Source organism: Eubacterium limosum (genome assembly GCF_000807675.2).
Taxonomy (GTDB): domain Bacteria; phylum Bacillota; class Clostridia; order Eubacteriales; family Eubacteriaceae; genus Eubacterium; species Eubacterium limosum.
The window spans coordinates 3609167-3633068 of sequence record NZ_CP019962.1; the positions used below are offsets into that span (position 1 = coordinate 3609167).

Sequence of the window (23902 nt, forward strand, 5' to 3'; positions counted from 1 at the left end):
GTGGGATTTTTTGTGTTCAGCGCAGGACGCCGCGTTCTTTTAAGCGCTGCCGCACGGTGGGGTAGAGGCTCAGATCGGTGTGGGGCAGAAATCGCGCGGCAAACATACGGGTCAGAAAATCCGATGCCGCGCCAAACTCCAGATATTGGATGTTGTGCTGAAGTGCGCCCACAGTATCGAAAAGGGTGTAATCCAATAATAGCGCTCTGGCGCCGGTCAAAGAGCTGTTGCCCAGGACCGTAAAGCGTTCGGCTGGCAGGTCGGGGTAGAGGCCGATATTGACCGCTGCCTCCAGGTTGATATGGGCGCAGAATGCTCCGGCGATAAAGACCTGGTCAATGTCCTCTGGCCCAAGGCCCGCAGCTTCCAGAAGGTAGGCCACCATGGTGTTGGCAGCGGCCTTGGTGTCCAGATACTGGATGATATCTGTCTGGTTGAAAAAAAGCGAGGCGCCGTCGGCGGTCACATCTGCGTCGGCGTACCGCAGGGCATAGCCGTCATCGGTGGCCTCGATGCGGTCTGTGGCGTCAGGATTAAACTTTCCGGAAAAGTCAATCCAGCCATTCAGCAGCATTTCTGACAGCAGATCTACAATGCCAGAGCCGCAGATGCCTTTAGGCGGCGCATTTTCAATCGTAGTGTAGCTCAGAACGCCCTCCGTGATGGACACATGGTCGATGGCGCCCGGTCCGGCCTTCATGCCACTCTTGCTGATACCGCCCTCCAGCGCAGGCCCTGCCGCGCCAGCCCCGGCGATCAGAAAGTTTTCATCGCCCAGCACCATCTCACCATTGGTACCGATGTCGATAAATAGGGAAGGCTTTTTCTGCTTATCGAGCCGGGCGGCCAGCAGTCCGCTGATGATGTCACCGCCCAGGTAATTGGCGGCTGAGGGCATACAGTAAACCAGTCCGCCGGTGGGCAGGCTCAGGTCGTCGGCAGGTATGAAATCAGTATGGTTGAACATGGGGGTAAAAGGAACCTCAAAAATGGGCCAGGGGTCAATGCCGAGGAAAAGATGGGACATGGTAGTGTTGCCGGATACAATCATAATGCTGTAGGCTTCTGGCGCAATACCGGTTTGGGCGGCGAGGTCGTTAAGCAGGTCGCAGAAAGTACGGACAGTGCTGGCTTGAAGCTCGTCAAGGTGGTCGGGCCTGCCCTTGGTGTAAAAAATGCGGCTCAATATCTCATCGCCGTAGTCAATCTGCCTGTTAAAGCGGCTTTTTTCCGCCAGCACCTGTCCGGTATTTAAGTCAATGGACTGCATGATAACCGTGGTGCTGCCAAGATCCACGGCAAGACCGTAGTTTTGTGCGGTGGTGTCGCCGGCTTCAATGCGCGTCAGCTCCCAGTGGTTTCCGGCGTAAACCAGGGTGCAGGTTACCTTGAAATCGGATTCCCGACAGACGGCAGCATATTTTTTATAGGTTTTATAAGAGAGCGCCAGCGGTGAAAAGGTAGCTTCAAGGCCTTGCAGAAGCCGCTCGCGGTCTGCTGTGATGTCGACCTGGCCCGGTGCCGGCAGTTCTAAATAGATTTTTTGGCTGAAAGCGTTCAAAAGGTCATCTCCTGTCTTTGTATTCCATTTCATTATAATGGAAAAGGGATGGATAAGCAAGTGTAATACAGAGCTAGAGTATCCGTCAACCATATACCCAAATAGTGATAGTTGCCCCAGGTTTTACCGAAACGGGTAATTTTTTACCGTAATATTTTACAATAAGGTGACTTGAAGTGCTATAATTTAGTTGTCCGATGGATCACAAAAGGAAGAGCCCCATATGCTCACGCCTTTTGAGATAAGCACACCCTGCCATTCCAGAGGTTTGACTATATTTGTGAAAGCAAGTATAAAATCCTCTCATCCATACCAAATCAAATCTCTGGTCTGGTTGTAGACGCTCCATTTGTGCTGTTTATTTTCATTTTTATAATGAAAACAAGTTTTTCGCTGTGTTCTTGTAAAAAAATGCAGCAAATTGTTTTTGATGGGGAGATGAGGCTTTTTTTAAAAAAATCTCATGACACATCAGCTGTTTCTGATTTTTCTGATGGCGCCGGTAAAAATGGCTGTGCTATGGAACACAGTCATGAGGGGTAGTCCTGCCGAACCAGCGGGGCTGTGATTTTGGGACTCCTCCAGACAGCTTCATCACCTTGAAGCCATAGAACTGGTTCAAAAAAATAACACGCTTTTAACATTATCATTTTCATCACTGCGGCCGGCGGACCGGCCCCCCTTGGCCATATACCACAATCTCAAACTGGGGGGCGGCATCAGAAAATAACAGCAGAATCATTTGAAAAAATTCCGATTTTTGGCAGCCGGGACGGGTGCATCAAGCTGATTGAAAACGTTGGTCCGATTCATTTTGATCATATTCCAAAACGTGCCTCCATATATGATGCTTTTGGAAGGCCGGTGTTATCCAGAGCGCCGGTCATTGATTTTTGACGCTGTGCCTTTTCCATAAAACGGGGAATTTTCATGGAAAGGGCAGACATGCTTTCAACCTGATGTATTTTACCTGGTTTATCTGAAGCCATAAACAAAAAAACTCCTGCATTTGGCAGGAGTTTTTTATTTGCTTTTGCTGTCCGGCATCAGTAAAACAGAGGCTTTGAAAATATGATCGGCGTAGTCAAAATGGGCGAAGCCGTGATGCTTTTCAGCAATATGGCGGACAGAGGTGAGCCCGATGCCTTCGCCATCGCGTTTGCTGGAATAAAAGATGTCTCTTTCCTGTCGGATTTCATTTTCGTAGCTGTTTTTTATGTTAATGGCCACCATCCGCTGTCCGGCAATACCGATGCTGACATGGATAAAGCGGTGCAGCCTTGTCTGGAGCAGGCAGGCCTCCAGGGCGTTTTCCAAAAGGTTTCCCAGTACCACGCAGGCGTCCATCTCGGTGATAGGGAGTTCCTTTGGCAGATTGACAGTGATGCCAACCTCAATGCCGGCCTTGTGCGCCATCAGGTAGTAATGACGCAGGATGGTATCGACCGCGTAGTTTTCACAAAAGGAAGTCACCTCATCGGTGTCGAGTATTTTCAGGTAATGGTTGATATACCGGAGAAGCCCGGTGGTGTCTCTCTGGTCGGCATAGCCCTTGAGAGCCAGCAGGTTATGCCGGAGGTCATGCCTTGCAGCCCGCGTCCCCTCAATATTTTTCTGAAGATGCTCGTACTGTTCCTTCTGAAGCTCGATCTGAAGGTCCATAACGCTCAGCTTTGACTGCAGTCTGGAATTGGTGAAGCTCTCTAACAGAGTGCGCATGACAATGTAGTAAGTCATGATGGTACCGATAATCCACGCGACAGGCAGCAAAAAAAGGCTGTTGTGCCAGACAAGGCTGCTGTCGCAGAAGGTGGGGTACAGGCCGATTCGGAAAATGCAGTAAAAGGATATGGGTATGATCCAAAGGTAACGCCATGCGTGCATGTCGCTGGTCTGCTCGATGACAGGCTTGATAATTTTCTGCATAAACCAAAACAGGAATGGAAAAGCGGCCAATTCCAATAGCACAAGGGTGATTGTAAAATCAAGCGGATAATCAAAAGGGCCGAAACGACTACTCCAGACAATATTAAAAGTTTTTGCCAGAAGCTGAATATAGTCGTTGTAGTTGGTCAGAAAGCATAAAACAAAAAGATTCGTAAAATAATTATCCCGTATACAGAAAAGAGCCGCTGCAACGATAAAGAGCAGGAATACAAAGCTCAGAACACCGCGGATACTGTAAAAGGTACTGCCTGGCGTGAAATAAATATTTGTAATAAACACGCTGAAGGCAAGGGTAGAGACCATTATAACAAACCAAACCCATTTGGGAACCCGAATATGCTCGATAAAGACTGCAAAAAAACAAAAAAAACAGGGGATAAGCTGAGCAAGGCAGGTCACAACAGCGATTCGCGCGTCCAAAATCAAAGCCTCCTGTTTAATTTGTCAAATTCATAGTTGGCATAGCGCTGCCTGATCTCTGTGCGAAGCCCGCGGTTGATGGGTACCCGTTCGCCTGAAAGCATGACAAAATCCTTTTCGTCAAGCACATCGACCTCATCCATGTTTACAATGCAGTTTCGGTAGCAGTTGACAAACTGAGGATAGGGCAGCAGCAGCGCCGAAAAATCTGAAAAAGGCATATAGCATTTGACAATGCGCCGTTTAGTATGGATGTAGATATAGTGGTTGGAGTAATCCGTATAAACGATATCCTTTAAAAAGATTTTTACATGGGTCCGCCCTTCCTTCACCTCAATGTAGCGGCTCTGCTTGAACAGCGTTTCGTCACAATAGCGCATGGTTTCTTCAAAAACCTCATAGCTGTAAGGCTTGACCAGATAGTCGAAAGCCCGGACCCTGAATCCCTTTACCGCGTGAAACTGGCTGGTGGTCGAAAAAATGAGCAGACAATCGCTGTCTGTCTCACGGATTTTTTCTGCCGTTTCAATGCCATTCAAACCATCCATGTAAATATCCAAAAAAATAAGATCAAAGGTGTGCGGGGTAAAGCACTCAAGAAAATGGCTGCCGCTTTTAAAGAGCGTAACCTCCGCATCAAGCTGGTGATCGGCGCAGTAACGGTGGATGTACTCGGAGAGCAGTTCACATTCTGTTCTTAAATCATCGATAATCGCGATTTTCATAAAGACATCCCCCTTTCATAATTATTGCAATCAAATTTTAACACATTATGTTAAAAAAGACTGGAAATTCAGATGACAAAATTGGTAAAAAAAAGACGTTTTCGGTAAGAGTGTTGATTCTGTTTTTTTAGACAGTTATGATTATAGTGTTACTTAATAAGATCTTAAGAAAATGAGAAGCAGACGCTTTTCATCCATTAAGATAGCAACGCGGCGCTCTGTTTTTGTATTACATCAATATGCTTTCACAGTGTGAACACATATCCTCTCATCCAATCGTAATGCAGTAAACCCTGCCCGCGCTGCATGAAGTTAGAAACAGTGAGACAATGGTGTTCCGATTCCGCTTTGCGGCAGACAGGAAAGGTTGTCTCCCTTTTTATGTTTGATATACCCAAGCAGGTATTCAAAATAGATTTTAAAAGACGAGAGGAGAGAAAAATGAAATTCGGCGAATTGAAAAGTTGGCAGAAAAAGAGACTGCTTTTCAGCTTATTAACCTATGTTATTGTCATTGTTGTTTTTCTGGCGTACGCTGCGGTAACCATGTACACCGACAAAAAAGCAGAAGATGACTACTGGGTTTCAATGCTGCAGACGCCAAAAGACATTGAGGAGAGGGCGGCTCAGTTTGATCAGAATGCGACCAGGGTGCAGGTCGGTACCTATGTCGAGAACCTAAAGGAAGTCAACCTGAAAACTTCAAGCTTCCGCATGGTGGTTTTGATCTGGTTTAAATGGGAGGGAAATGATAATCTGGATATGGCCAAGCATTTCCGTATCTATAAAGGAACCATTAACAAGACAGAAACCGTTAAAAATTATCATGAAAATGGCGAAAATTATCAGGCGGTCCGGTGTGATGTGTCCATTACTAAGAACTACTGGAACCGTCGTTTCCCGCTGGAATCCCATCAGCTTCGTATGTATGTGGAATCCGAACTGCCGGTGGATGAGGTTGTATTTGTTAACGACAGTGAAAACAGCGGCGTTAACGGCTCGCTGGGAATCTCCGGCTATGATTTGAGGCGCAATGAAACCGGAACAACCATGATCGAATACGACAATAACCACGGCGACCCTGAGATACCGGGAGGCATCATCAACTCAGAGCATATTACCGCGCTGGAGCTCAACCGCGACAGCATGGGATTGTATGTCAAATGCTTTATCGCGCTGGTTGGAACCATTACCTGGGTACTCATCACCCTGTTTATCTGTACCTATCACCGTGTCGACCCGCTCAGCATGATTCCCGCAGCCCTTTTCGGGACCGTTACCAATATTATGGTTGGGGCAAACCTGCTTCCGGATGCCCTTCAGCTTGGTCTGCTTGAATTTGTCAATATTTTCGGCATTGTGACCATTCTGGCAGTGGCGATGACAATCATCAATATCAACCGGATTCGGAACAAATATGAGGATCGTGATTTCGCAAGCTTCTACGGGCGCATCATGTTCTACACCATTGTCGTCCTTGTTGTAGCCGGAAACATCATCCTGCCCATATCTGCGTATATGTTCTAAGGACCGGGGCGTTGATCTATGCGTGAACAGATATACAAAATTGTTAAAAAAGCGGAGCCGGGAGATGTTATCAGCAAATATTATGATGTATTCATCATGGTGGTAGCCTTCATCAGTGTCTGCCCGCTCATGTTTAAGGAATCCAATTCGCTGCTGGTGATGATTGACACCATCACTGTTTATATTCTTTTTACCGATTATATCTTTAATTGGATTACCTATGATTACAAGATTAAAAAAGACTCACCCTGGGTGTTTGTGGCCTATCCCTTTACACCCTTTGCGCTGATCGACCTGCTTTCAATCCTGCCGTCCCTGGGACTGCTGGGCGCAGGCTTCCGTATTCTGCGTGTGCTGCGTGTGTTTAAGGTGCTGTATTATTCCAAGACCTTCTCCTACGTAGCCAATGTTTTCAAAAATGAGCGCAAAACTCTGGGTTATGTGCTCATCATCGCGCTGGCCTATATCTTTGTATCTGCGCTGGCCATGTTTGCCTATGAGCCGGACACCTTTGATAATTTTTTCGAGGCGCTCTACTGGGCAACCACTGCCCTGACCACTGTTGGCTACGGGGATGTATACCCCGTCACCGAGGTGGGGCGTTTGATCAGTATGATTTCATCACTCTTTGGTATCGCGGTGATCGCAATGCCAGCCGGTGTTGTTACCGCAGGGTTTATGGATGAAATCGGACGTGCGAAAGAGCTGGAACGCCTTGAAAAGGCTAAAAAAGACGGGAAGAACCTTGAGGAAGTCATCGAGGAGGAACTGGAGGAACAGAATGAGTAATAAGACACGCTATTTAATCATCATGGTTTTGGGCGTTGTAATGAACCGGCTGCTCTATGTTCTCTCAATGCATTTTGACTTGCCCTTCTGGCTGGACATGTCCGGCACCGTCTTGGCAGCATTGCTGCTTGAGCCCACAGCCGGGCTTCTGGTGGGGCTTGTGAATAATTTTGGGCTGGCAGTGTTTAACTACAGCAGCAGCTCGCTGATTTTCTATGCGGTCAGTGCCTCCGCCGCCCTGGTGGTGGGGGTGAATATGCGCCGAAACGGAGAGATCGACTGGAAGCGCACAGTTCCAACCATGGGCCTGCTGGTTTTAGTCACTGGTGTCCTGTCCGCCCTGCTCAGTATCTGGCAGACCGGCGGGACGCTTACCCATCCCTGGGAGGTTTATTTTTATGATTTAGCGGTGTCTGCCGGTATCCCCTGGGTGCTGGCCTGCTTCATTGGCACCATGGTCATCAAAGTTTTTGATGTGATTGCCACGGCCGGTATCATCGCATTGCTTTACTTCGTTTTGCCAAATAGCCTGAAATATCCTCCGGAAACACTCATAGAAAAAGAAAAGATTTAGATAATACAGTTGAAATAAAAACACAAAAAACAGAAACGGTGCTGCACAAAACCGCTTCTGTTTTTTTATTGTCTGAACACTTTGCTGTTTTTATGATGTTTACCGGCGGCCTGCCGTCTGCGCGGCAGGATTAAGGAGAACAGAGGCTTCAAATACATGAGGGTCATCATTAAATTTTGCAAAGCCGCTGTATTTCTCAGTTATCCGTCGAACCGAGTGGATACCGATCCCCTCAGCATCGCGTTTGGAGGACATAAAGGCACCGTCCTTTTTACAGATTGTATGATCATAACTGTTTTTAATGGAAATCACTACCGAACCTTTACCCGAGATACCGAGCTTTACATAAATAAAGCGGTTTGTGCCCTTCTGGCGCAGGCAGGCCTCCACGGCGTTTTCAAACAGGTTGCCAAAAACCACACAGAGATCGCCCTCAGAAAAAAGCAGCGGATCGGGAAGCTTAATGTCAATCCGCAGGTCGATGGCATTTTGGCGTGCGAGAGCGGCATAATGCTGTGCAATGGCATCAATGGCAGCATTGCTGCATAGGGGCAGTTCCCTGTCCGATTCTGCAGACTGCAGGCTGACGCTCAGGCAGGTGTCGATCTGCTCAAAAGCGCTGTTTTCTGCATAGCCTTTGAGCATGAGCAGGGTGTGCTTCAGATTATGGCGGGCCTTCGCGTTTTCCTCAATATTTTTTTTCAGGCGGTTATACTGTTCATGCTGCATACTGGCCTGATAATCTGATATTTCCAGTTTGTTTTGAAGCTCAGCAGTCCGCTGGTTTTCCTGGATCAGCCTTAAAATAACATAATAGGTTAAAAAAGTGCCGATAAACCAGACAAAAGGCAAAAGATGCGCTGGAATAGATGTAAGATTTAAAGAACCGGGATAGATACAGAACCGGTACAGCAGAAAAAAGCAGACGGGAACGATCCATAAATACCGCCAGTAAGACATATTGCCTGTCTCGAGAATAGTGGGCTTAATGACTTTTACAGTGAAGAATCCAACAAAGGGCAGCGTGAACACAAAAATTAAAAACTGAATAAAAGCAGACAAAAATGGGTTAGCGAGCAGAGAAGGCTTACAGAATATCTGGCTGAAAAATACCACGATATCCAGATAGTTCTTAATAATAAATACCACAAAAAAGTTAAGGAAAAAATTTTCTTTAACACTTAACAGAAAGATCAGGCCGATGGTGACATTAAATAACACACTGACAACGATCCGCGCATTGCCGGAATCGGGCATGACATTAAGCGTAAAGACAGCAGCATAGGTGACAGTGCTTGAAATCAGGAGCACAGCAACCATCAAAATATTAACGCCAGTACCAAACCGAAAATTGCCTTTAAAAACTGCGCAGTATAGAAAAAGCGCCGGCAGGAGCTGAATAAGTGAAAGCAGTGCAGCAAAAGCGAATTGATCCAAAACCAACCTCCACGATTTACATGAGTTGCCCTCATTTTACCATAGAACCGAAGCATTTGTATAGCGCGCTGTTCAACAATACAGTAAAATTAAAAAGCCGGAGCAATCCGGTTTTTTTGTGGTCCTTTAATAACGATAAAATTAATTGATGAAATCGGTATGTTTGTGACAGGTGTTATTGCACGCCCTATAGAAGAAAACAGATTAAAAGTATAAAGATAAAAATCAATACAGAGTTATCTTTTAGTATAAAACAATCCATATGAAGTGTATGTAAGCGGTAAAAATAAAGATCGTAGAATACCATATTCTACGTCATTTTTTTACTTTTTATGGATTCTATTATATCATTTATAAATTGCTATTACTAGCAAAATTCTAATTAATTTTTAGTAGGGAGGCATGATTATGAAAAAGACATTTTCAATGTGGTCAGAATCAATTCGTCGTTTTTTCTCAAAAAGATCAGTAACGCTGGAAGCGTTCAGCCGCGAATGGATAAGAGAACGTAGCAATGAAGGAAAGATTAAGGAGTCTACACTCACCAATTATCAGCGTATTATTGAACGCTATTTGTTACCTGAACTCGGTGGTCTGAGGCTGGATACTGTGACCGGTGAAGTAGTACAGGATTTTGTAAAAAAACTGGAGAAAAGAGCCCTTAAGACATCCACGATTCAGGGCATTATCGGCAGGTTATCATCAATTATGGAAAAGGCAGTGGAAACGGGATTGATTAATAAAAATCCCTGTGGGCACATTGTCATTCAGAAAAAATGGCAGACCACAACAGGAAAAATTTTAACAATTGAGGATCAAAAAGCCCTGACACACTGGCTTTTATCACATGAGCATAGCCTGAGCCTTGCCGTACAGCTCGGTCTCTTCGCGGGGATGCGCATCAGTGAGATTGCGGCGCTGCAATGGAAGGACATTGATCTGAAAAGTGGGTTTATTCAAGTTCGCAGAAATGTTCAGCGTGTAAAAAATCATGAAGCCGGCCAGCGCAAAACCATTAACCAGATTGGCACGCCTAAATCCCCAAAAGCCTTTCGATCAATTCCCATTACATCCATTTTAATGAAATCACTCAAAGGATATGAAAAAAAGGGTGTAAAACCGGAAGCTTTTGTAATTGCAAAAAAAGGTGGCTCAGCCTATGATGTAAGAACGATACAGCGCTATTTTAAAAAGATTATTTCTGCCTTGAAAATAGATAATTACCGTTTTCATGATCTACGGCACACCTTTGCGACCAGGGCGAAGGAAAGCGGAATGGACATACAGATCATCAGTGAAATCCTGGGCCATTCGGAAACAGCTGTCACCATGAACATCTATCTGCATATTACAGATCTCCATAAAAAACAAGAGATGGTGCTTTTGGACAAACTAAACTCAACAATATATGGAAAAGCGGCGTAAATTGTCGTGAAATATGGTATTCTACGAACTTTCATTTAAAAATATACCCTGTATTCTAAGGAATCACAATAAAGGTAGAGAGCATGCAAGCATTGATTAAGACTCAGTTTGAGCGCTGTTCAGAAAGCGTTCGGCAGCATTGCCTGCGTACAGGCAGCTGGATAAGGAAAATAATAAAAGAATTGGGGCGTGAAGAACTGCTTTCAATCTGGCAGTTGGAAGAAATGTCTCCGATAGATTATCACGACATTGGAAAAGCGGAAACAGGAGAGACTCCTGGCCATTGTACAATGGGCGCGCAGTTTTTCAGAAATCTTTATGAAACAAAAACGACCTGTTTTGCAGAACAGATTTTCTGCAGTGTCGCTTCAGATCTCTGCCGTTTCCATCATTATCGTTATGACGGCAGGGATAATCCCAAAATGGTAAGCGGACAGGATATACCTGTCATTGCCAGAGTCTGTGCAGTTGCCAATGCTTTTGACCATTTGCGGGAGTCGGGCAGGCAGCCAGATGAAGCGTACGAAAACATCTGTAAGGAAAGCGGCAGCCTGTATGATCCGGCGGTTGTTCAAGCCCTTGGTGAAGCAATCCGGCTCTAATATCATAAAAAGTATAGAAAAAGACATTTTCCCAGTTATACTGTGTGGAAAATGTCTTTTTTATATCAGCGCTGTGTATGTCGAATAGGATTAAAGCTCTTCAGCCGCTCCAGTCTTGTTCAGGATAACAACCGCGAGAATGACAACGGCAATACCAATGATTTGCGGCAATGAGATGACCTGTCCAAAGATAAAATAACCGAGGATTGAGGCCGTGATCGGTGAGAAAGCATTCATCATGTTGGTGATGGCAGGATCGACCAGCGAAAAGGATTTTACCCAGACATAAGATGAAAGAATCTGTGTCAGCAGCCCATAGGCAGCGATGATCAGAATAAGAAGCAGGACATTCTGGGCGGAAGCGATCTGCCCAATAACAGCCCAGGGAGGGCAGACGACCCAGTAGATCAAAGCCGCTCCAAGGTTATAATAGGTGATGACCACATCATTGTCAATCTCGTTATTTAAAGCCCATTTGATGATCAGGGCAATAGCGCAGTTGGCTACCCAGTTAAGCGCCATCCACATAATACCGGAGGGTGCAATAAAGGCATCGGGTGAAAAGACATTCAGAACCAGTGCCAGACCGATGATAGCCAGTCCCAGCGAGGCAATCTTGCCTTTGGTTATTTTGTATTTAAAAATAAAGGAGGACAGAAGCATCAGGATAAAAACATGGGAAAACTCAAGGATGGAAAAAACACCGGTGCTCAGATAATTGAGAGCTCGTGCGTAGGAGTAGTAGAACACTGCGTTGGCAATTCCGCCGCCCACCAGGACGATCAGTACGCGTTTCCACCCAATGTTAAAGGCTTTTGGGTTTTTGATCAGGGTTTTTATCCCATAGAACAAGATAACAATCATTGGCCCCATAGAGGAGACAGCCACATCGTTTAGCCCCAGATTTTGGAGTAATGCGATAAAAACGCCAAGGGTTCCCCACAAAACACCGGCAATCCCGCCATAGATAATTCCTTTTGTAAAATTACTTTTATTTACTTCGTTCATTTTATAGACTCCCTACATAATTAAGCTTAAAATAAAGGTTTCAAATTCCTTTTCCGTTTCGGTCATACAATCCCGGATCAGTGTTTGATACATTTCATTATATTCACTGACCAGAACTTCAATTTTCTCTTTTTCTTCCAGCATCGCTAATCTCCTTAATATTTTCCATACGCATTGACAAAATCGATCACTGCTTTCATTTTTTCAGGCGGCGCGTCCTTAAAGCTGAAGGCAGGTTTGTTAAAACCAAAGTAAAACCGTTTGCTTTTCATGCCAATATCCATAAGCTCACGGGCTTTTTCCAGACATTCTTTTGTAGAATAATTCGTCAGATAATCCAGAGGATAAGAGCAGCAGACCATGTTTTTTGAGCCGAGAATGTCAATTGTTTTCTTAAAATCCTGGTGCTCCACAGCCAAAATAACTTTTCCTTCAGGAAGCTCGGAATAATAATCAAAATAGCGTCCGTCTGTGTAATCGCCCTGGAACTGTAAATACAGGGTATGCCCCTTTGCAGCCAGCGCGTCACAAAACTTTTTAAAGGTAGGCCAGAAAAATTTCTCGAAATGCCTGGGGCTGATCATTGGCGGCAGGTGTACCCAGGAGCAGGCGCAGGAAATACCATCGGCGTCAACGGGCAGAGTATTTTCCACATAGTCGGTCATAACCGGCGCAAGAGCCTCACAGGCGGCTTCCAACTCGCTTTTTTTCCGCCGAAGATCCATAGAAATCTGAGTAATGCCGCGCAAATGGTCGCCCAGCAGATCAAAGGGGGCATAAAACATGGTGCCATAGTAAATGGGAACGCCTTTAGCGTAAGTAAGGTCATAGAGCTTATTATAAAAATCTGCGACCTGCCTTTTTTCAAACAGTAAAGCTTTGGAAATGGCTGTAATGTCCTTGAGGCTGTCCTTGCCAAGGGCGCTGTACATGCCGGGGAGTACTCTCTCAACAATGCAGCGCAGAGGATCTTTAATCAGTGCAGGATAATCATCCTCACTCAGACTCATGACCTCAGGATGCTGCATGGTTCCGTTTTTCCTGTTTTGAATCCACGTTTTACTCCCTAAAATTTCGCTGCGCTGGGGAGGAAGCCACCCCATGCCCAGATTGGCATCCATTTCAAAAGTGTCTAAAATTTTGTCATAGGCTTCAATGATTTTGTCATAATTCCAGGTTGCTTCCAGAAAATCAATGCCCGCGTACTCACAGGCATAGCTGATTTCAAAATCCAGTATCACGGGCACCCTGTCGGTGGGTTTTCCAGCCATTGTACTTTTTATCCGCTCAATTTTTTCTTCCATCTCAAATTTTCCCTTCACGATTTGTATATATACAATATTGTATGATTACAATATATAGTATGTGTACAAATTTGTCAAGTCTTTTTTAAATTTATCTTTTTTTTACAAAAAGTCATGCTATAATAAACATGAGGTGAATTATGGCAAACTATAAAAATGGAACTGAGACAAAGACTTCGCTGTATAATAGTGCGAAAAAGCTTTTTTACTTAAAGGGCTATGGCGCGACGACCATTAAAGATATTATTACAGACGCAGAATCAAAATTAGGCTTGTTTACTTATTATTTTGAGGGCAAGGAATCTGTGGCAATCAGTATTTTCAAGGATTTTGTCAATGATATTGCCCTGGTGCTTGAGGAGCCTTTGAAGGAATATACGGCTAAAAATGATTATCTGCTCGTAGATATGATTGAGTACCGCGCTTATTTCGAGTGTATAAACGCCAATGAGGAGATAAAGCGCTTTTATAAAGATATTTCGATTCTCGAAAGTTTTGCGCAGATGACCATTGATTTAAAAGATTATTTCATACAGAAGCGATTCGAGAACGGTCTGAAGTTTGAGACCAGCGCGATGATTAAGGATAAGACCTACTTTGACGCCATCGCCTCTCTGACATCAGGAATGGAGATTCAGTTTTTCAGAGATATTCTTGGGAAAAAGATTGATATTGCCTATGGCGACGCGATTGATATTTTTCTGACAGAGTATTACCGATTCCTGGTACTTGATAAAAAGCGGATTCAGGATAATCTGCGAAAATCCAGAAAGGTCGTAGAAACGCTGAATTTTGAAATTGGCGACCGCTTCAGCGTTCAACTGGCAGGTCTTAATTCATAGGATAAAAAATATAATAAAAATTTAAAATATACAAATCAGGAAAGAAGGTTATTATATGATTGTTACTTTTAGAGAAATTGGCGCGTTAAATCAGCTTTTACAGGAAAAACATCTGGATTATAAAATTCATCTGAGCGATGCCTGCGGTTCCCAGAGCATGTGGATCGAAAGCCTGAACAATGCTGGTGATCCCAAGGCGAATGAAGCCCTGTATGAAGTGATCAATACTTTTTTTGAGAAAATGGGGACAGAACTGGAGTACACCTGGGATAAAAAATCCTTCTGGTTCAAGGACCGGTCCCTGGTATTCTAGAATTTTATAAATAATAAAAAGCACAAATGCCTGAGTATGAGAGCTCAGAGCATTTGTGCTTTTTTATTTTCTCGGCGGGCTTTACGTTTGAGAGATGTTTCGTTATGAAACATGTGGCGGATTGAAAAAGAATATGGAATCCGATAGTATAAAAACCAGAAAAGGATATACCTGAAGGTGTTTGATATTCAAACAGTTTTAAAAAGGGGGAAGAAGAATATGAAGCCTATTTTAGGGATTACGATTGGTGATCCGGCAGGCATTGGCCCAGAGATCACACTGAAAGCGATGGCCTGTCAGAAGATTTTGAGAGTGTGCAGCCCGGTGGCTGTCGGGGATAAAAAAGTACTGGAAAATGCTCTGAAAATCACGAAAATTGAAAAGAAACTGGTCGCCGTCAAGGAGGACAGCCTAAAGGAAACCCTGGCTCATCTTGAGAAAGACGCGCTGCCATATATTGATATGGAAATTTTCAAGGAGAATGGCTGGCAGTACGGTAAGGTTGACGCGGGCTGCGGCGACGCGGGATTCCAATTTATAAAAAAGGGTATTACACTTGCAATGGAGGGCATTCTCGACGGTGTTGTGACTGGCCCGATTAACAAGGAAGCGCTGAACCTTGCCGGGCATCATTTTTCGGGGCATACTGAAATTTTCGCGCATTATACTGGCGCAAAAACATATCGTATGGTCTTGACGAGTGATAAGCTTCGGGTGATCCACGTGACTACTCATGCGTCAATCCGCAAGGTGTGCGATATGGTTAAAAAAGACCGGATTTATGACACGATCTGTCTGGCGAATGAAACGCTGCGGCTCCTGGGGATTGATTCTCCCAGAATAGGCGTGGCAGGCTTTAACCCGCACTGTTCAGAAGGCGGCCTTTTTGGTGATGAGGAAGCCCTTGAGATTATTCCAGCCATAGAGGCCGCTAAAAAGGCAGGCATAAGGGTCATTGGCCCAGTTTCGCCGGACACGGTTTTTGTAAAAGCGCTCGGCGGCGCCTATGATATGGTGGTGGCCATGTATCATGACCAGGGGCATATTCCGCTTAAGCTCTGCGGGTTTAAGATGGACGCTGAAACTGGCGCTTTTACAAGTATGAGCGGTGTGAACTGTACGGTAGGCCTGCCAATCATAAGAACCTCCGTAGACCATGGAACCGCCTTTGAGGTGGCAGGGACAGGAAAAGCCAATGAGGAATCCATGATTGACGCGCTGCACATGGCGGCAGCTATGGCGCGCGGCAGGGAGAAACGGCGATGATCAGGCTTGTCGTGCTGGCGGACGATTTTACCGGAGCGCTCGATACAGGCATACAGTTTGGAAAGCTGGGGATCAATACCATTGTAACGCAGCAGGTTGATGCCTGCATGTGCGCAGGCAGTGACTGCGAGGTGCTGGTCATCAACACAGAGTCGAGACATCTAACAAAAGAAAAGGCTGGCCAAAGGCTTTATGAGATCTCAGACAGTATTAAGAAAGCGGGCGTTCCTTTTCTTTATAAAAAAATAGACTCAACCCTCAGGGGAAACATCGGGGCAGAGCTGTACGGCTGCATGAAGGGAATGAAAGCAGAACAGGTAATGCTGGTGCCGGCCTATCCGGAAAACAAAAGGTACACATGGGGCGGCCTGCAGTATATTGATAAGACGCCGCTTTCAGAGACAACCTTTGCGCAGGATCCTTTTAATCCAGTCATTTCCAGTCGTGTTTCAGAGATCATTCACAGCCAGTGCGCGATTCCAGTTTATGAAATTCCAGTCACTGGGCTTGCGCGCCTTGATCTGGAAGCAGAGGGGATCTATGTTTTTGATGCCGGGAGCCAGAGAGAGATGGAAAAGATTGCCGGGCAGTTAAAAGTCTTCAGCCATCTCAGTGTTTTTTCCGGCTGCGCGGGCTTCGCAGCCTTTCTGCCGTCGCTTTTGGAGATGAAGACACAGGCGACAAAAGCTTTGAAGATGCCGCGGCCTTTACTGTTAATGTGTGGCAGCATCTGTCCGGTTTCGGCACGCCAGCTTGAACAAGCGAAGGCCCTGGGCATTCCCCTTTTCAAGCTTTCGGATTATCTTGATCTGAGTGAAAATGGGTATCAGGGGTTGAACCGGCTGTTTAGAGATATGGAAAGCCAGGCTGGGCATACAATGATCCTGGCGAGCTCTGATGTTGAAAGTGAGAGTCCTTTCCGGCCTGGACACAGCTCAGAGAGAGCGCTGATTGCAGACCGGCTGGGCTACATTACAAAGCTCGCGGCCGAAACATTTGGCTATAAGGATCTTGCTGTTTTTGGCGGGGATACACTTCTGGCAGTGCTTAACCATTTAAAGCTCAGCGAGCTGAGGCCAGTCGAGGAAATTGAGCCGGGAGTGGTATTATCCGAGACAGGAGGCTACCGCGTCATTTCAAAGGCCGGTGGATTGGGAAGAGAAGATGTGGTTGAGAGAATGTTAGCCTATACAGGAGCCGTTTTATGAAAATTCTTGGAATATTGCCTTACAAAGGCCTGATGAAAACAGTGGCAGAAGTCCTTGAGCAGGAGCCGAATATTTCGGCCGACCTTTTTGTCGGCGATATGTATGAAGGCCTGAAAATATTTAAGGAGCATTATCAGGATGACGCTTATGATTTTGTGATCTCCCGGGGGCGCACCGCTGGTCTGATTGAGGAGGCGACCCATATCCCGGTTGTTTATATTGATATTTCCGGTTATGATATGGTGCGCCTGATCCGCCTGCTTCAGACCTATACGGGAAAAACAGCTGTGGTGGGTTTTTCGGCCATTATCAAAAGTATTTATGTGCTGTGCGATTTGCTCCAGTATGAAATTGACTGTTTTGAGATCAACAGCGAAAATGAGCTTTTTCCCATGCTTTCCAGTTTGCAGAGCCAGGGCTATAATTTTGTCGCCGGCGATGTGATCACAGCAAAGGCAGCGGACAGCATCGGGCTGAACCATGCTATGATCACCTCTGGCCGAGAAAGTGTTTCCAAGGCGCTGGAGCAGGCAAAGAAAATGTATGGACAGCTTTCCTATCTCCGTGAAGAGCGCAATTTTTATAAAAAGCTTATCGCCAATGAGGCAGTTCGCATTGATGTGTTTGATGAGGGCGGGAATATCTTTTTCACCAATGACAAAGCGGAGATGTTTGACGGAATTAAAGCCCATTCTGACATCCAGCGCTACAAGGATCAGATTGATCTGAAAGGGCATGTTGTTTTTAATCTGACGATGGGCGATGAGCTGTGGCATGTCGAGGGATCTTTGATCGAGGGGAAAGAGAAGCGCTATCTTTTATATGGAAAACGATACCTGAGCCAGCGGCTAAAGGAAAAAAATATTATCAAGCTGGATAATGATTTTGGCAGGAATACGATGATTCTCTCCCGGTTTGAGAGCAGTAACGCGATGATGAAGAGGGCCATACAGACAGCACAGGCAAATTGCGAGAACTATAAGCCGATTCTAATTTATGGTGAGCAGGGCACCGGCCGGGAGGATTTTGCCCTGTCCATTCACCGTGAAAAACAGCAAAAAAACAAAGAATTCATCCAGGTGAACTGCATGGCACTGAACTGCAGTGAGAGTGACGAAGTCTTTGACACGCTGTTTTCACTCATTGATAATAAAAAATCCAAAATTATTTTTTTTAATGACATTGATCATCTGGATCTGTCCACACAGCTTCTTTTGTTGTCTTTTTTGCATCAGGCTGCCTCGATTAAGAGGCTGAAGCTCCTGGCGTCCTCGGAAATATCCCTTGAGGAAATGATCCAAAAGGGGATTCTTCACTCTGAAATGTATACTTTTTTCAGCGGTATTCAGATCTTCTTGCCGCCACTGCGGAACCGCAAAGAAGATATCCGCAATCTCAGCAGTCTTTTTATAACACAGTTTAACAGCGAATACGGCAAAGAAATTGTTGGGTTTCAGGAGGAAGCCTACAGTCTCTTAGAAACACTTCCGTGGCATTTTAATATTAAGGAGCTTCGGAATCTGGTCAAGGAGCTGGTTTTAGAGTCCAATACCCTCTATATATCTAAGGACAGGCTTGGGTATCTTTTAAAAAACCAAAACCGATATCCGGCGGAAAAAGAAAAAAAAAATACAGGGTTAAATCTCGACCAGCCTCTGGAAGACATTGAGCGGGATATTATTACGATTTTACTGAAGCGGGAAAACCATAACCAGTCCAAGGTGGCAAAAAGGCTCGGGATTAGCAGAAGCACACTCTGGCGAAAGCTGAAAAATGATTTATAATAAAACACTTTCGGCTCTTTACTTTCTTGAAGTCCCTAAATCATGGTGATAGAATACGTGTGACCTAAGGGAGGGAGCGTAGAGAACCAAATGTGTTCTGAAATGAAACAACCTCTCCTGAAAACAACGTACAGGTAAAGGAGGGGATGCGTTGATTGAATTTGGACCGTCATTAATACCAGAATTGTACCGCATACGGCAAAAGTGGAGAACTGTTTTTTTAGAGGAGCCAGAAGATACGGTTGTGCGCCAGATGAGCCGCTATAAAGAGCGGATCAAGCCAGGCAGCCGGATTGGTATCGCGGCAGGGAGCCGCGGAATTTATCACTATAGCCGGATTGTAAAGGCAGTAGTAGATTTTGTAAGGGAAAGTAAGGCAGAGCCTTTTATCATTCCTGCAATGGGAAGCCATGGCGGCGCCACGGCAGAGGGGCAGCTGGAAGTTCTGAAAGGCTATGGCATTACCGAAGAGAACATGGGCGCGCCAATTCTTTCCTCGATGGAAACGAATACGATCGGTTATACAAAAGAGGGGGTACCAGTACATTTTGATCAAAATGCCTGCTCAATGGATGGTATCATTATGGTCAACCGGATTAAGCCGCACACAGATTTTCATGGTGAAATCGAGAGCGGCATCATGAAGCAGATGGTCATTGGGCTTGGAAAACAGCGTGGCGCATCCACCATCCACCGCCGGGGCGTCTATGGCCTGAGTGTTCTCATGCCAGAATCGGCCCGGATTATCATGGATAAAATGCCGATTTTGATGGGGGTAGCCATTTTAGAAAACCAGCAGGATCGGACAGCTAAAATTGAGGTGCTTCCTGTGGAGTGTATTGAAGCGCGTGAGCGTGAGCTGCTGAAGGAGGCCAAGACGCTTCTTCCCGCGCTTCCCTGTGATAAGCTGGATGTTCTGGTTTTACAGGAAATGGGCAAAAACATCAGCGGAACAGGGATTGATCCCAACATTGTCGGCCGTTACCTTATTCGGAATATGTCGGACCAGCTTCCGGATATTTACCGCATAGTCTGCCTTGATCTGACCGAAGAAAGCCACCACAATGCCATCGGTGTGGGAATCGCGGATTTGATTACCCGCAGAATGTATGAAAAGATTGATCTTGAGCCTACCTATGTCAACACAATGACCTCAGGGTTTCTGGAACGTGGATTTATGCCGGTTGTCGCACAGAGCGACCGGGAGGCGATTGAAACCGCGCTGAATTGCTGTAACCGGTATGTCACAGCTCAAAATGCAAGAATGATTCTGGCTAAAAACACATTGGAGCTGCAGGAGCTTATCGTTTCAGAAACACTGCTGCCAGAGCTTGAGGGCAGGGTTGAAATCATGGGAAAAGTGCAGATCAACTGGGATCAACAGGGATATATGAAAAAATTATTTTAAACAGAGATAGAGGAGAGAAGTAAAATGAAAGATTACTATGATAACAGCTGGATGGAAAGCAACCGTTGGGGTGAATGGGGTGAAGAAGACGAAGTCGGCGTCATGAATGATCTGACACCAGAACTTGTCCTGAAGGCAGTCCAGTACATTAAAAAGGGGAAAATATATGATTTGGAGACCGAACGTTTTAAGGGCATGCCTGTCTGGGCAGGGCACTGCGGTTTCGATATATTAGCCTACGCGTCGCCGTCTGGCCGTAAAAACATGAAGGGCAGCGGGCTGAGTCCTGAGTTCAACTGGTCTGAAGACGGGGGAATGCTGGACAGCAGCAAGGACGGCTATAAAATGGGGCTCAATACGGAAATGCTCATTGCGCCGCTCCATGCGGGCACCCATATTGACGCACTGTGCCACTGGACAACCGGCGAGGATAACCATTGGTATAATGGCTACTCCGCCGACCGTTACAGCACCAATTATGGCCCGGTTAAATGCGATATTTCTAAGATTCCGCCAATGGTGATGCGGGGCGTGCTTTTGGACATTGCAGGCTATAAGGGAGTAGAGCGGCTGGACCCCAACTATATTATAACCGCTGAGGACTGCGACGGCTGCGCGAAATGGGAAGGCGTTGAGCTGAAAAAAGGTGACGCTGTAATGCTGAGAACCGGTGAAAACTGGCCGGGACCTGAAGCCTGCTGTGATGCCGGCCTGGGTATTTCCGCCGCCAGATACCTGGTAGAAGGCAATGGTGCTTTCCTTGTTGGCGATGATATGGCCTGTATTGACGGCTTTAACGCAGATGGTTCATCCTCTGTGCCAGAGCACCCGCAGCCAGTGCACCACTATCTGCTGATCCAGCAGGCTGTTCATATTATCGAATACCTGCAGCTGGACCAGCTGGCAAAGGATAAATGCTATGAATTCTGCTTCATCTGCCTGCCCGCAAAGGTTAAATGCGCGACAGGAATGTACGTAAGGCCCATTGCGATGGTCTAAAAGCTTTTAAAATATTATAAATGTTCACCTCAAAGAGTACAGCCTGTGAAAAGGCTGTACTCTTTATTGCTGTATAAAAAATTAAGGTTTAAAGAAATTGTCGAAACTTAAGGAGATTTTTTTATTGCTGTGATATATTAAAAAGAAAAAGAGGTGTTGAAGATGTCTGTGGTTGGTACTTTTATTGTGCCGCATCCACCCATTATTTTGCCGGAAGTGGGGCGCGGCGAGGAACAGAAGATTGAAAAAACAGCCCGGGCTTACAGGGCTGTGGCAAAACACATTGCAGAGCTAAAGCCGGAAACCATCGTGATGACCTCTCCCCATTCAATCATGTATGCCGATTATTTTCATATTTCGCCGGGGAGCGGAGCCAGGGGTGATCTGCGTGCCTTTGGTGTCAGCGGTGTTACGGTAGAAGCCTCCTATGACGAAGTGTTTGCAAAATCCATTGGCATTCAGGCAGAGGAGGATGGTATCCCGGCCGGGACGCTCGGCGAAAAGGATTCAAGGCTTGACCACGGCACGCTGATTCCGCTGCGTTTTCTTGAACCTTTTAACCTTTCCTTTGAAGTGGTACGTATAGGCCTGTCCGGCTTGCCGATGATTGACCACTACCGCTTTGGCGAGAGTATTGCAAAGGCGGCCGACAAGCTTGACCGCCGGATTGTGATCATTGCCAGCGGCGATTTGTCCCATAAATTAAAGGCGGACGGGCCTTACGGCTTTGCGCCTGAAGGGCCAGCGTTTGACGCAGATGTGACAACAGCCATGAGGCATGCAGATTTTTTGAGATTTTTGACCTATGAGCCGGGTTTTTGTGAAAGGGCGGCCGAATGTGGGCTTGGTTCTTTTGCCATTATGGCGGGTGCACTGGACGGAATGGCAGTAGACCCAGAGCTTTTGTCCTATGAAGGCCCCTTTGGGGTAGGTTATGCGGTAGCGGCCTTTTACCCAGTAAGCAAGGATTCAGACCGCCATTTTGAAAAGCAATATGAACAACAGGAAAGAAATCGGCTGAAAGACCTGAAAAGCCAGGAGGATGCTTATGTCCGTCTGGCGCGTTATGCGCTTGAAGCCTACATAAAGACTGGCATGCCGGCCAAGATGCCAAAAGACCTGCCAGAAGAGCTGACAAACAGGCAGGCAGGCGTCTTTGTTTCCCTCAAAAAAAATGGAAAGCTCCGCGGCTGTATCGGAACAATTTCTCCAGTAACGGCCAGCGTGGCAGAAGAAATTTTGAGGAATGCTGTCAGTGCAGGGCTGTCAGATCCACGGTTTCCGCAGGTTAAGGCTTCAGAGTTGAAAGAGCTTGTCTACAGTGTGGATGTGTTAAGTCCGCCGGAGGCCATTGATTCGCCCGATGCTCTTGATACCCGCCGCTATGGGGTGATCGTTACAAAAGGGCACAAGCGGGGATTACTCCTGCCGAACCTTGATGGCGTAGACAGTGTGGAACAGCAGATCGCCATTGTGAAGCAAAAAGCCGGAATACCAGTTGATGAAACCTGTGAACTGGAACGGTTTGAGGTGGTGCGTCATTCATGAAGCTAACCTGTGATTTATGCCCTCACCACTGCGTTATTGAGGAAGGCCGGACAGGCTTTTGCCAGGCCCGGGGCAACAATAGCGGACGGATTGTCTGTGAAAACTATGGCAGACTTACCTCAGCAGCTATGGATCCCATTGAAAAGAAACCCTTGAAGCGTTTTTTTCCAGGAACCTCAATTCTTTCAGTGGGCAGCTATGGCTGTAACCTTCGCTGTTCATTTTGCCAGAACAGCTCGATTTCCATGAGTGGACGCGACACCCGAACGATCCATGTCACGCCGGAGATGCTGGCGGACAAGGCGGAAAGCCTGAAAGAAGCAGGAAATATCGGTATTGCCTATACCTACAACGAACCGTTGATCGGCTATGAGTTTGTGCGGGACTGCGCAGTGCTGATCCATGAAAGAGGCATGAAAAATGTGGTGGTGACCAATGGCAATATCTGTTCAAACTATTTTGAAGCGCTTTTCCCTTTGATCGACGCCATGAATATTGATTTAAAGGCTTTTAATGAATCCTTTTATGAGGCGGTGAGCGGCGATTTTAAAACGGTTAAGGCAAATATCCGCCTGGCGGTAGAACACTGCCATGTTGAGGTAACAACGCTGGTCATTCCCGGAGAAAATGACAGTGATGAGGAAATGGACGCACTGGCAGAGTGGCTGGCCGGTATTAATCCTGAAATCCCACTGCATGTGTCGCGGTTTTTCCCATGCTATCAAATGCTGGACAGAGGCCCGACTGAGATCGAAACAGTCTGCCGGCTGGCTGAGATCGCAAGGAATCATCTGGAATATGTTTATACAGGCAATTGCTAAGCATAAAGGCTGAGTTGACATTAATATTATGTTTGAATATAATATTAATATAGATTAAAGGTATATTATGAAGTGAAAATCCCCGCAAAGGAAAAGTTCATAGTGTATATAAGACGAATAGGAACAGTGATCCAGGGGGATGTTTTAGGACATCCCTCTTTTTGCAGTGAGGTGAAAAATGAAAATAACAATTTTTAATTTTGACGATCTCTACAGAGAGCTAGAACAATTTCAAAAAATGGCAAGCTGTCTTTTTAATAAAGGGGCTGTCCTGGGGGTGGATATTTGCGGTGAGAATCCAAAAGCAGATCAAAATAGAAATAATGTTTTTAACTGAAAACTGCTGCGTTATCTGGAAGTTGAGAACAAACCCTTATGGATGGCGGCTTAAGAA

Annotated in this window: 23 protein-coding genes; 15 read left to right on the plus strand and 8 right to left on the minus strand. The window is 45.8% G+C overall.

Translation table 11 applies throughout. From position 1 onward, the window contains the following. Positions 1-16 precede the first annotated feature (16 nt). The 4 genes from B2M23_RS16890 to B2M23_RS16905 form a co-directional block, all read right to left on the minus strand. A complete protein-coding gene (locus B2M23_RS16890; protein ID WP_038352390.1) occupies positions 17-1561 on the minus strand; it encodes an ASKHA domain-containing protein in 1545 nt (514 codons plus the stop codon). An 818-nt stretch (positions 1562-2379) separates the two neighbouring features. Beyond that, positions 2380-2550 carry a hypothetical protein gene (locus tag B2M23_RS21325; protein ID WP_167617934.1) on the minus strand — a complete coding sequence of 57 codons (171 nt, stop codon included), beginning with the start codon at positions 2548-2550 and terminating at the stop codon, positions 2380-2382. A 34-nt stretch (positions 2551-2584) separates the two neighbouring features. Then, the gene (locus B2M23_RS16900) at positions 2585-3928 is read right to left on the minus strand and encodes an ATP-binding protein (protein ID WP_052237250.1); all 1344 of its coding nucleotides are present in this window, start codon (positions 3926-3928) and stop codon (positions 2585-2587) included. Between the two features lie 2 nt (positions 3929-3930). Next, on the minus strand, positions 3931-4653 hold the full coding sequence (locus B2M23_RS16905; protein ID WP_038352392.1) for a LytR/AlgR family response regulator transcription factor: 723 nt from the start codon (positions 4651-4653) through the stop codon (positions 3931-3933). 441 nt (positions 4654-5094) lie between these two features. On the opposite strand from B2M23_RS16905, the gene B2M23_RS16910 reads away from it, so the two are divergent. From B2M23_RS16910 to B2M23_RS16920, 3 genes are read left to right on the plus strand one after another with little or no spacing between them, the layout of a single operon-like run. Continuing rightward, complete coding sequence (locus B2M23_RS16910; RefSeq protein ID WP_038352393.1) at positions 5095-6180, plus strand: ligand-gated ion channel; 1086 nt, start codon at positions 5095-5097, stop codon at positions 6178-6180. A gap of 18 nt (positions 6181-6198) precedes the next feature. Next, complete coding sequence (locus B2M23_RS16915) at positions 6199-6969, plus strand: ion transporter (protein WP_242945820.1); 771 nt, start codon at positions 6199-6201, stop codon at positions 6967-6969. After that, on the plus strand, positions 6962-7543 hold the full coding sequence (locus B2M23_RS16920) for a hypothetical protein (RefSeq protein ID WP_038352394.1): 582 nt from the start codon (positions 6962-6964) through the stop codon (positions 7541-7543). The genes B2M23_RS16915 and B2M23_RS16920 overlap by 8 nt, the downstream gene beginning before the upstream one ends. A 99-nt stretch (positions 7544-7642) precedes the next feature. Here B2M23_RS16920 and B2M23_RS16925 read toward each other — a convergent pair whose 3' ends face one another. Next, positions 7643-8980: a sensor histidine kinase gene (locus B2M23_RS16925; RefSeq protein WP_038352395.1), complete on the minus strand. Its 1338-nt coding sequence runs from the start codon at positions 8978-8980 to the stop codon at positions 7643-7645. Between the two features lie 408 nt (positions 8981-9388). On the opposite strand from B2M23_RS16925, the gene B2M23_RS16930 reads away from it, so the two are divergent. Continuing rightward, a complete protein-coding gene (locus tag B2M23_RS16930) occupies positions 9389-10405 on the plus strand; it encodes a tyrosine-type recombinase/integrase (RefSeq protein WP_038352396.1) in 1017 nt (338 codons plus the stop codon). A gap of 83 nt (positions 10406-10488) precedes the next feature. Then, positions 10489-11007, plus strand: a complete 519-nt coding sequence (locus tag B2M23_RS16935; RefSeq protein WP_146209129.1) for an HD-GYP domain-containing protein — start codon at positions 10489-10491, stop codon at positions 11005-11007. 90 nt (positions 11008-11097) lie between these two features. On the opposite strand, the gene B2M23_RS16940 is transcribed toward B2M23_RS16935, so the two are convergent. Genes B2M23_RS16940 through B2M23_RS16945 form a run of 3 tightly spaced genes read right to left on the minus strand, consistent with a single transcriptional unit; the run spans position 11098 to position 13319 of the window. After that, positions 11098-12015: a DMT family transporter gene (locus tag B2M23_RS16940; protein ID WP_038352398.1), complete on the minus strand. Its 918-nt coding sequence runs from the start codon at positions 12013-12015 to the stop codon at positions 11098-11100. A gap of 12 nt (positions 12016-12027) precedes the next feature. Next, the gene (locus B2M23_RS21700) at positions 12028-12159 is read right to left on the minus strand and encodes a hypothetical protein (protein ID WP_278286439.1); all 132 of its coding nucleotides are present in this window, start codon (positions 12157-12159) and stop codon (positions 12028-12030) included. Positions 12160-12170: 11 nt separating this feature from the next. Continuing rightward, positions 12171-13319 carry a uroporphyrinogen decarboxylase family protein gene (locus B2M23_RS16945; RefSeq protein ID WP_038352399.1) on the minus strand — a complete coding sequence of 383 codons (1149 nt, stop codon included), beginning with the start codon at positions 13317-13319 and terminating at the stop codon, positions 12171-12173. A gap of 140 nt (positions 13320-13459) precedes the next feature. Here B2M23_RS16945 and B2M23_RS16950 point away from each other — a divergent pair, with 140 nt between their 5' ends. The 10 genes from B2M23_RS16950 (at position 13460) to B2M23_RS21330 (ending at position 23845) form a co-directional block, all read left to right on the plus strand. Further along, positions 13460-14161: a TetR/AcrR family transcriptional regulator gene (locus tag B2M23_RS16950; RefSeq protein WP_038352400.1), complete on the plus strand. Its 702-nt coding sequence runs from the start codon at positions 13460-13462 to the stop codon at positions 14159-14161. 55 nt (positions 14162-14216) lie between these two features. Further along, entirely contained in the window at positions 14217-14474 is a 258-nt protein-coding gene (locus tag B2M23_RS16955) for an RDAC family protein (RefSeq protein ID WP_038352401.1), read from the plus strand. 219 nt (positions 14475-14693) lie between these two features. After that, on the plus strand, positions 14694-15740 hold the full coding sequence (gene pdxA, locus B2M23_RS16960; protein ID WP_038352402.1) for a 4-hydroxythreonine-4-phosphate dehydrogenase PdxA: 1047 nt from the start codon (positions 14694-14696) through the stop codon (positions 15738-15740). Beyond that, on the plus strand, positions 15737-16948 hold the full coding sequence (locus B2M23_RS16965) for a four-carbon acid sugar kinase family protein (RefSeq protein WP_038352403.1): 1212 nt from the start codon (positions 15737-15739) through the stop codon (positions 16946-16948). The genes pdxA and B2M23_RS16965 overlap by 4 nt, the downstream gene beginning before the upstream one ends. Beyond that, positions 16945-18732 carry a sigma-54-dependent Fis family transcriptional regulator gene (locus tag B2M23_RS16970; RefSeq protein ID WP_038352404.1) on the plus strand — a complete coding sequence of 596 codons (1788 nt, stop codon included), beginning with the start codon at positions 16945-16947 and terminating at the stop codon, positions 18730-18732. Before B2M23_RS16965 ends, B2M23_RS16970 begins: the two co-directional genes overlap by 4 nt. Positions 18733-18883: 151 nt before the next feature. Continuing rightward, the gene (locus B2M23_RS16975; RefSeq protein ID WP_052237251.1) at positions 18884-20140 is read left to right on the plus strand and encodes a nickel pincer cofactor-dependent isomerase, group 22; all 1257 of its coding nucleotides are present in this window, start codon (positions 18884-18886) and stop codon (positions 20138-20140) included. A 24-nt stretch (positions 20141-20164) separates the two neighbouring features. After that, the gene (locus tag B2M23_RS16980) at positions 20165-21139 is read left to right on the plus strand and encodes a cyclase family protein (protein WP_038352405.1); all 975 of its coding nucleotides are present in this window, start codon (positions 20165-20167) and stop codon (positions 21137-21139) included. 162 nt (positions 21140-21301) lie between these two features. Further along, positions 21302-22687 carry an AmmeMemoRadiSam system protein A gene (amrA, locus tag B2M23_RS16985; RefSeq protein ID WP_038352406.1) on the plus strand — a complete coding sequence of 462 codons (1386 nt, stop codon included), beginning with the start codon at positions 21302-21304 and terminating at the stop codon, positions 22685-22687. Continuing rightward, entirely contained in the window at positions 22684-23508 is an 825-nt protein-coding gene (amrS, locus tag B2M23_RS16990) for an AmmeMemoRadiSam system radical SAM enzyme (RefSeq protein ID WP_038352407.1), read from the plus strand. The genes amrA and amrS overlap by 4 nt, the downstream gene beginning before the upstream one ends. A 178-nt stretch (positions 23509-23686) precedes the next feature. Further along, positions 23687-23845, plus strand: a complete 159-nt coding sequence (locus B2M23_RS21330; RefSeq protein WP_167617936.1) for a hypothetical protein — start codon at positions 23687-23689, stop codon at positions 23843-23845. Positions 23846-23902: the final 57 nt, after the last annotated feature.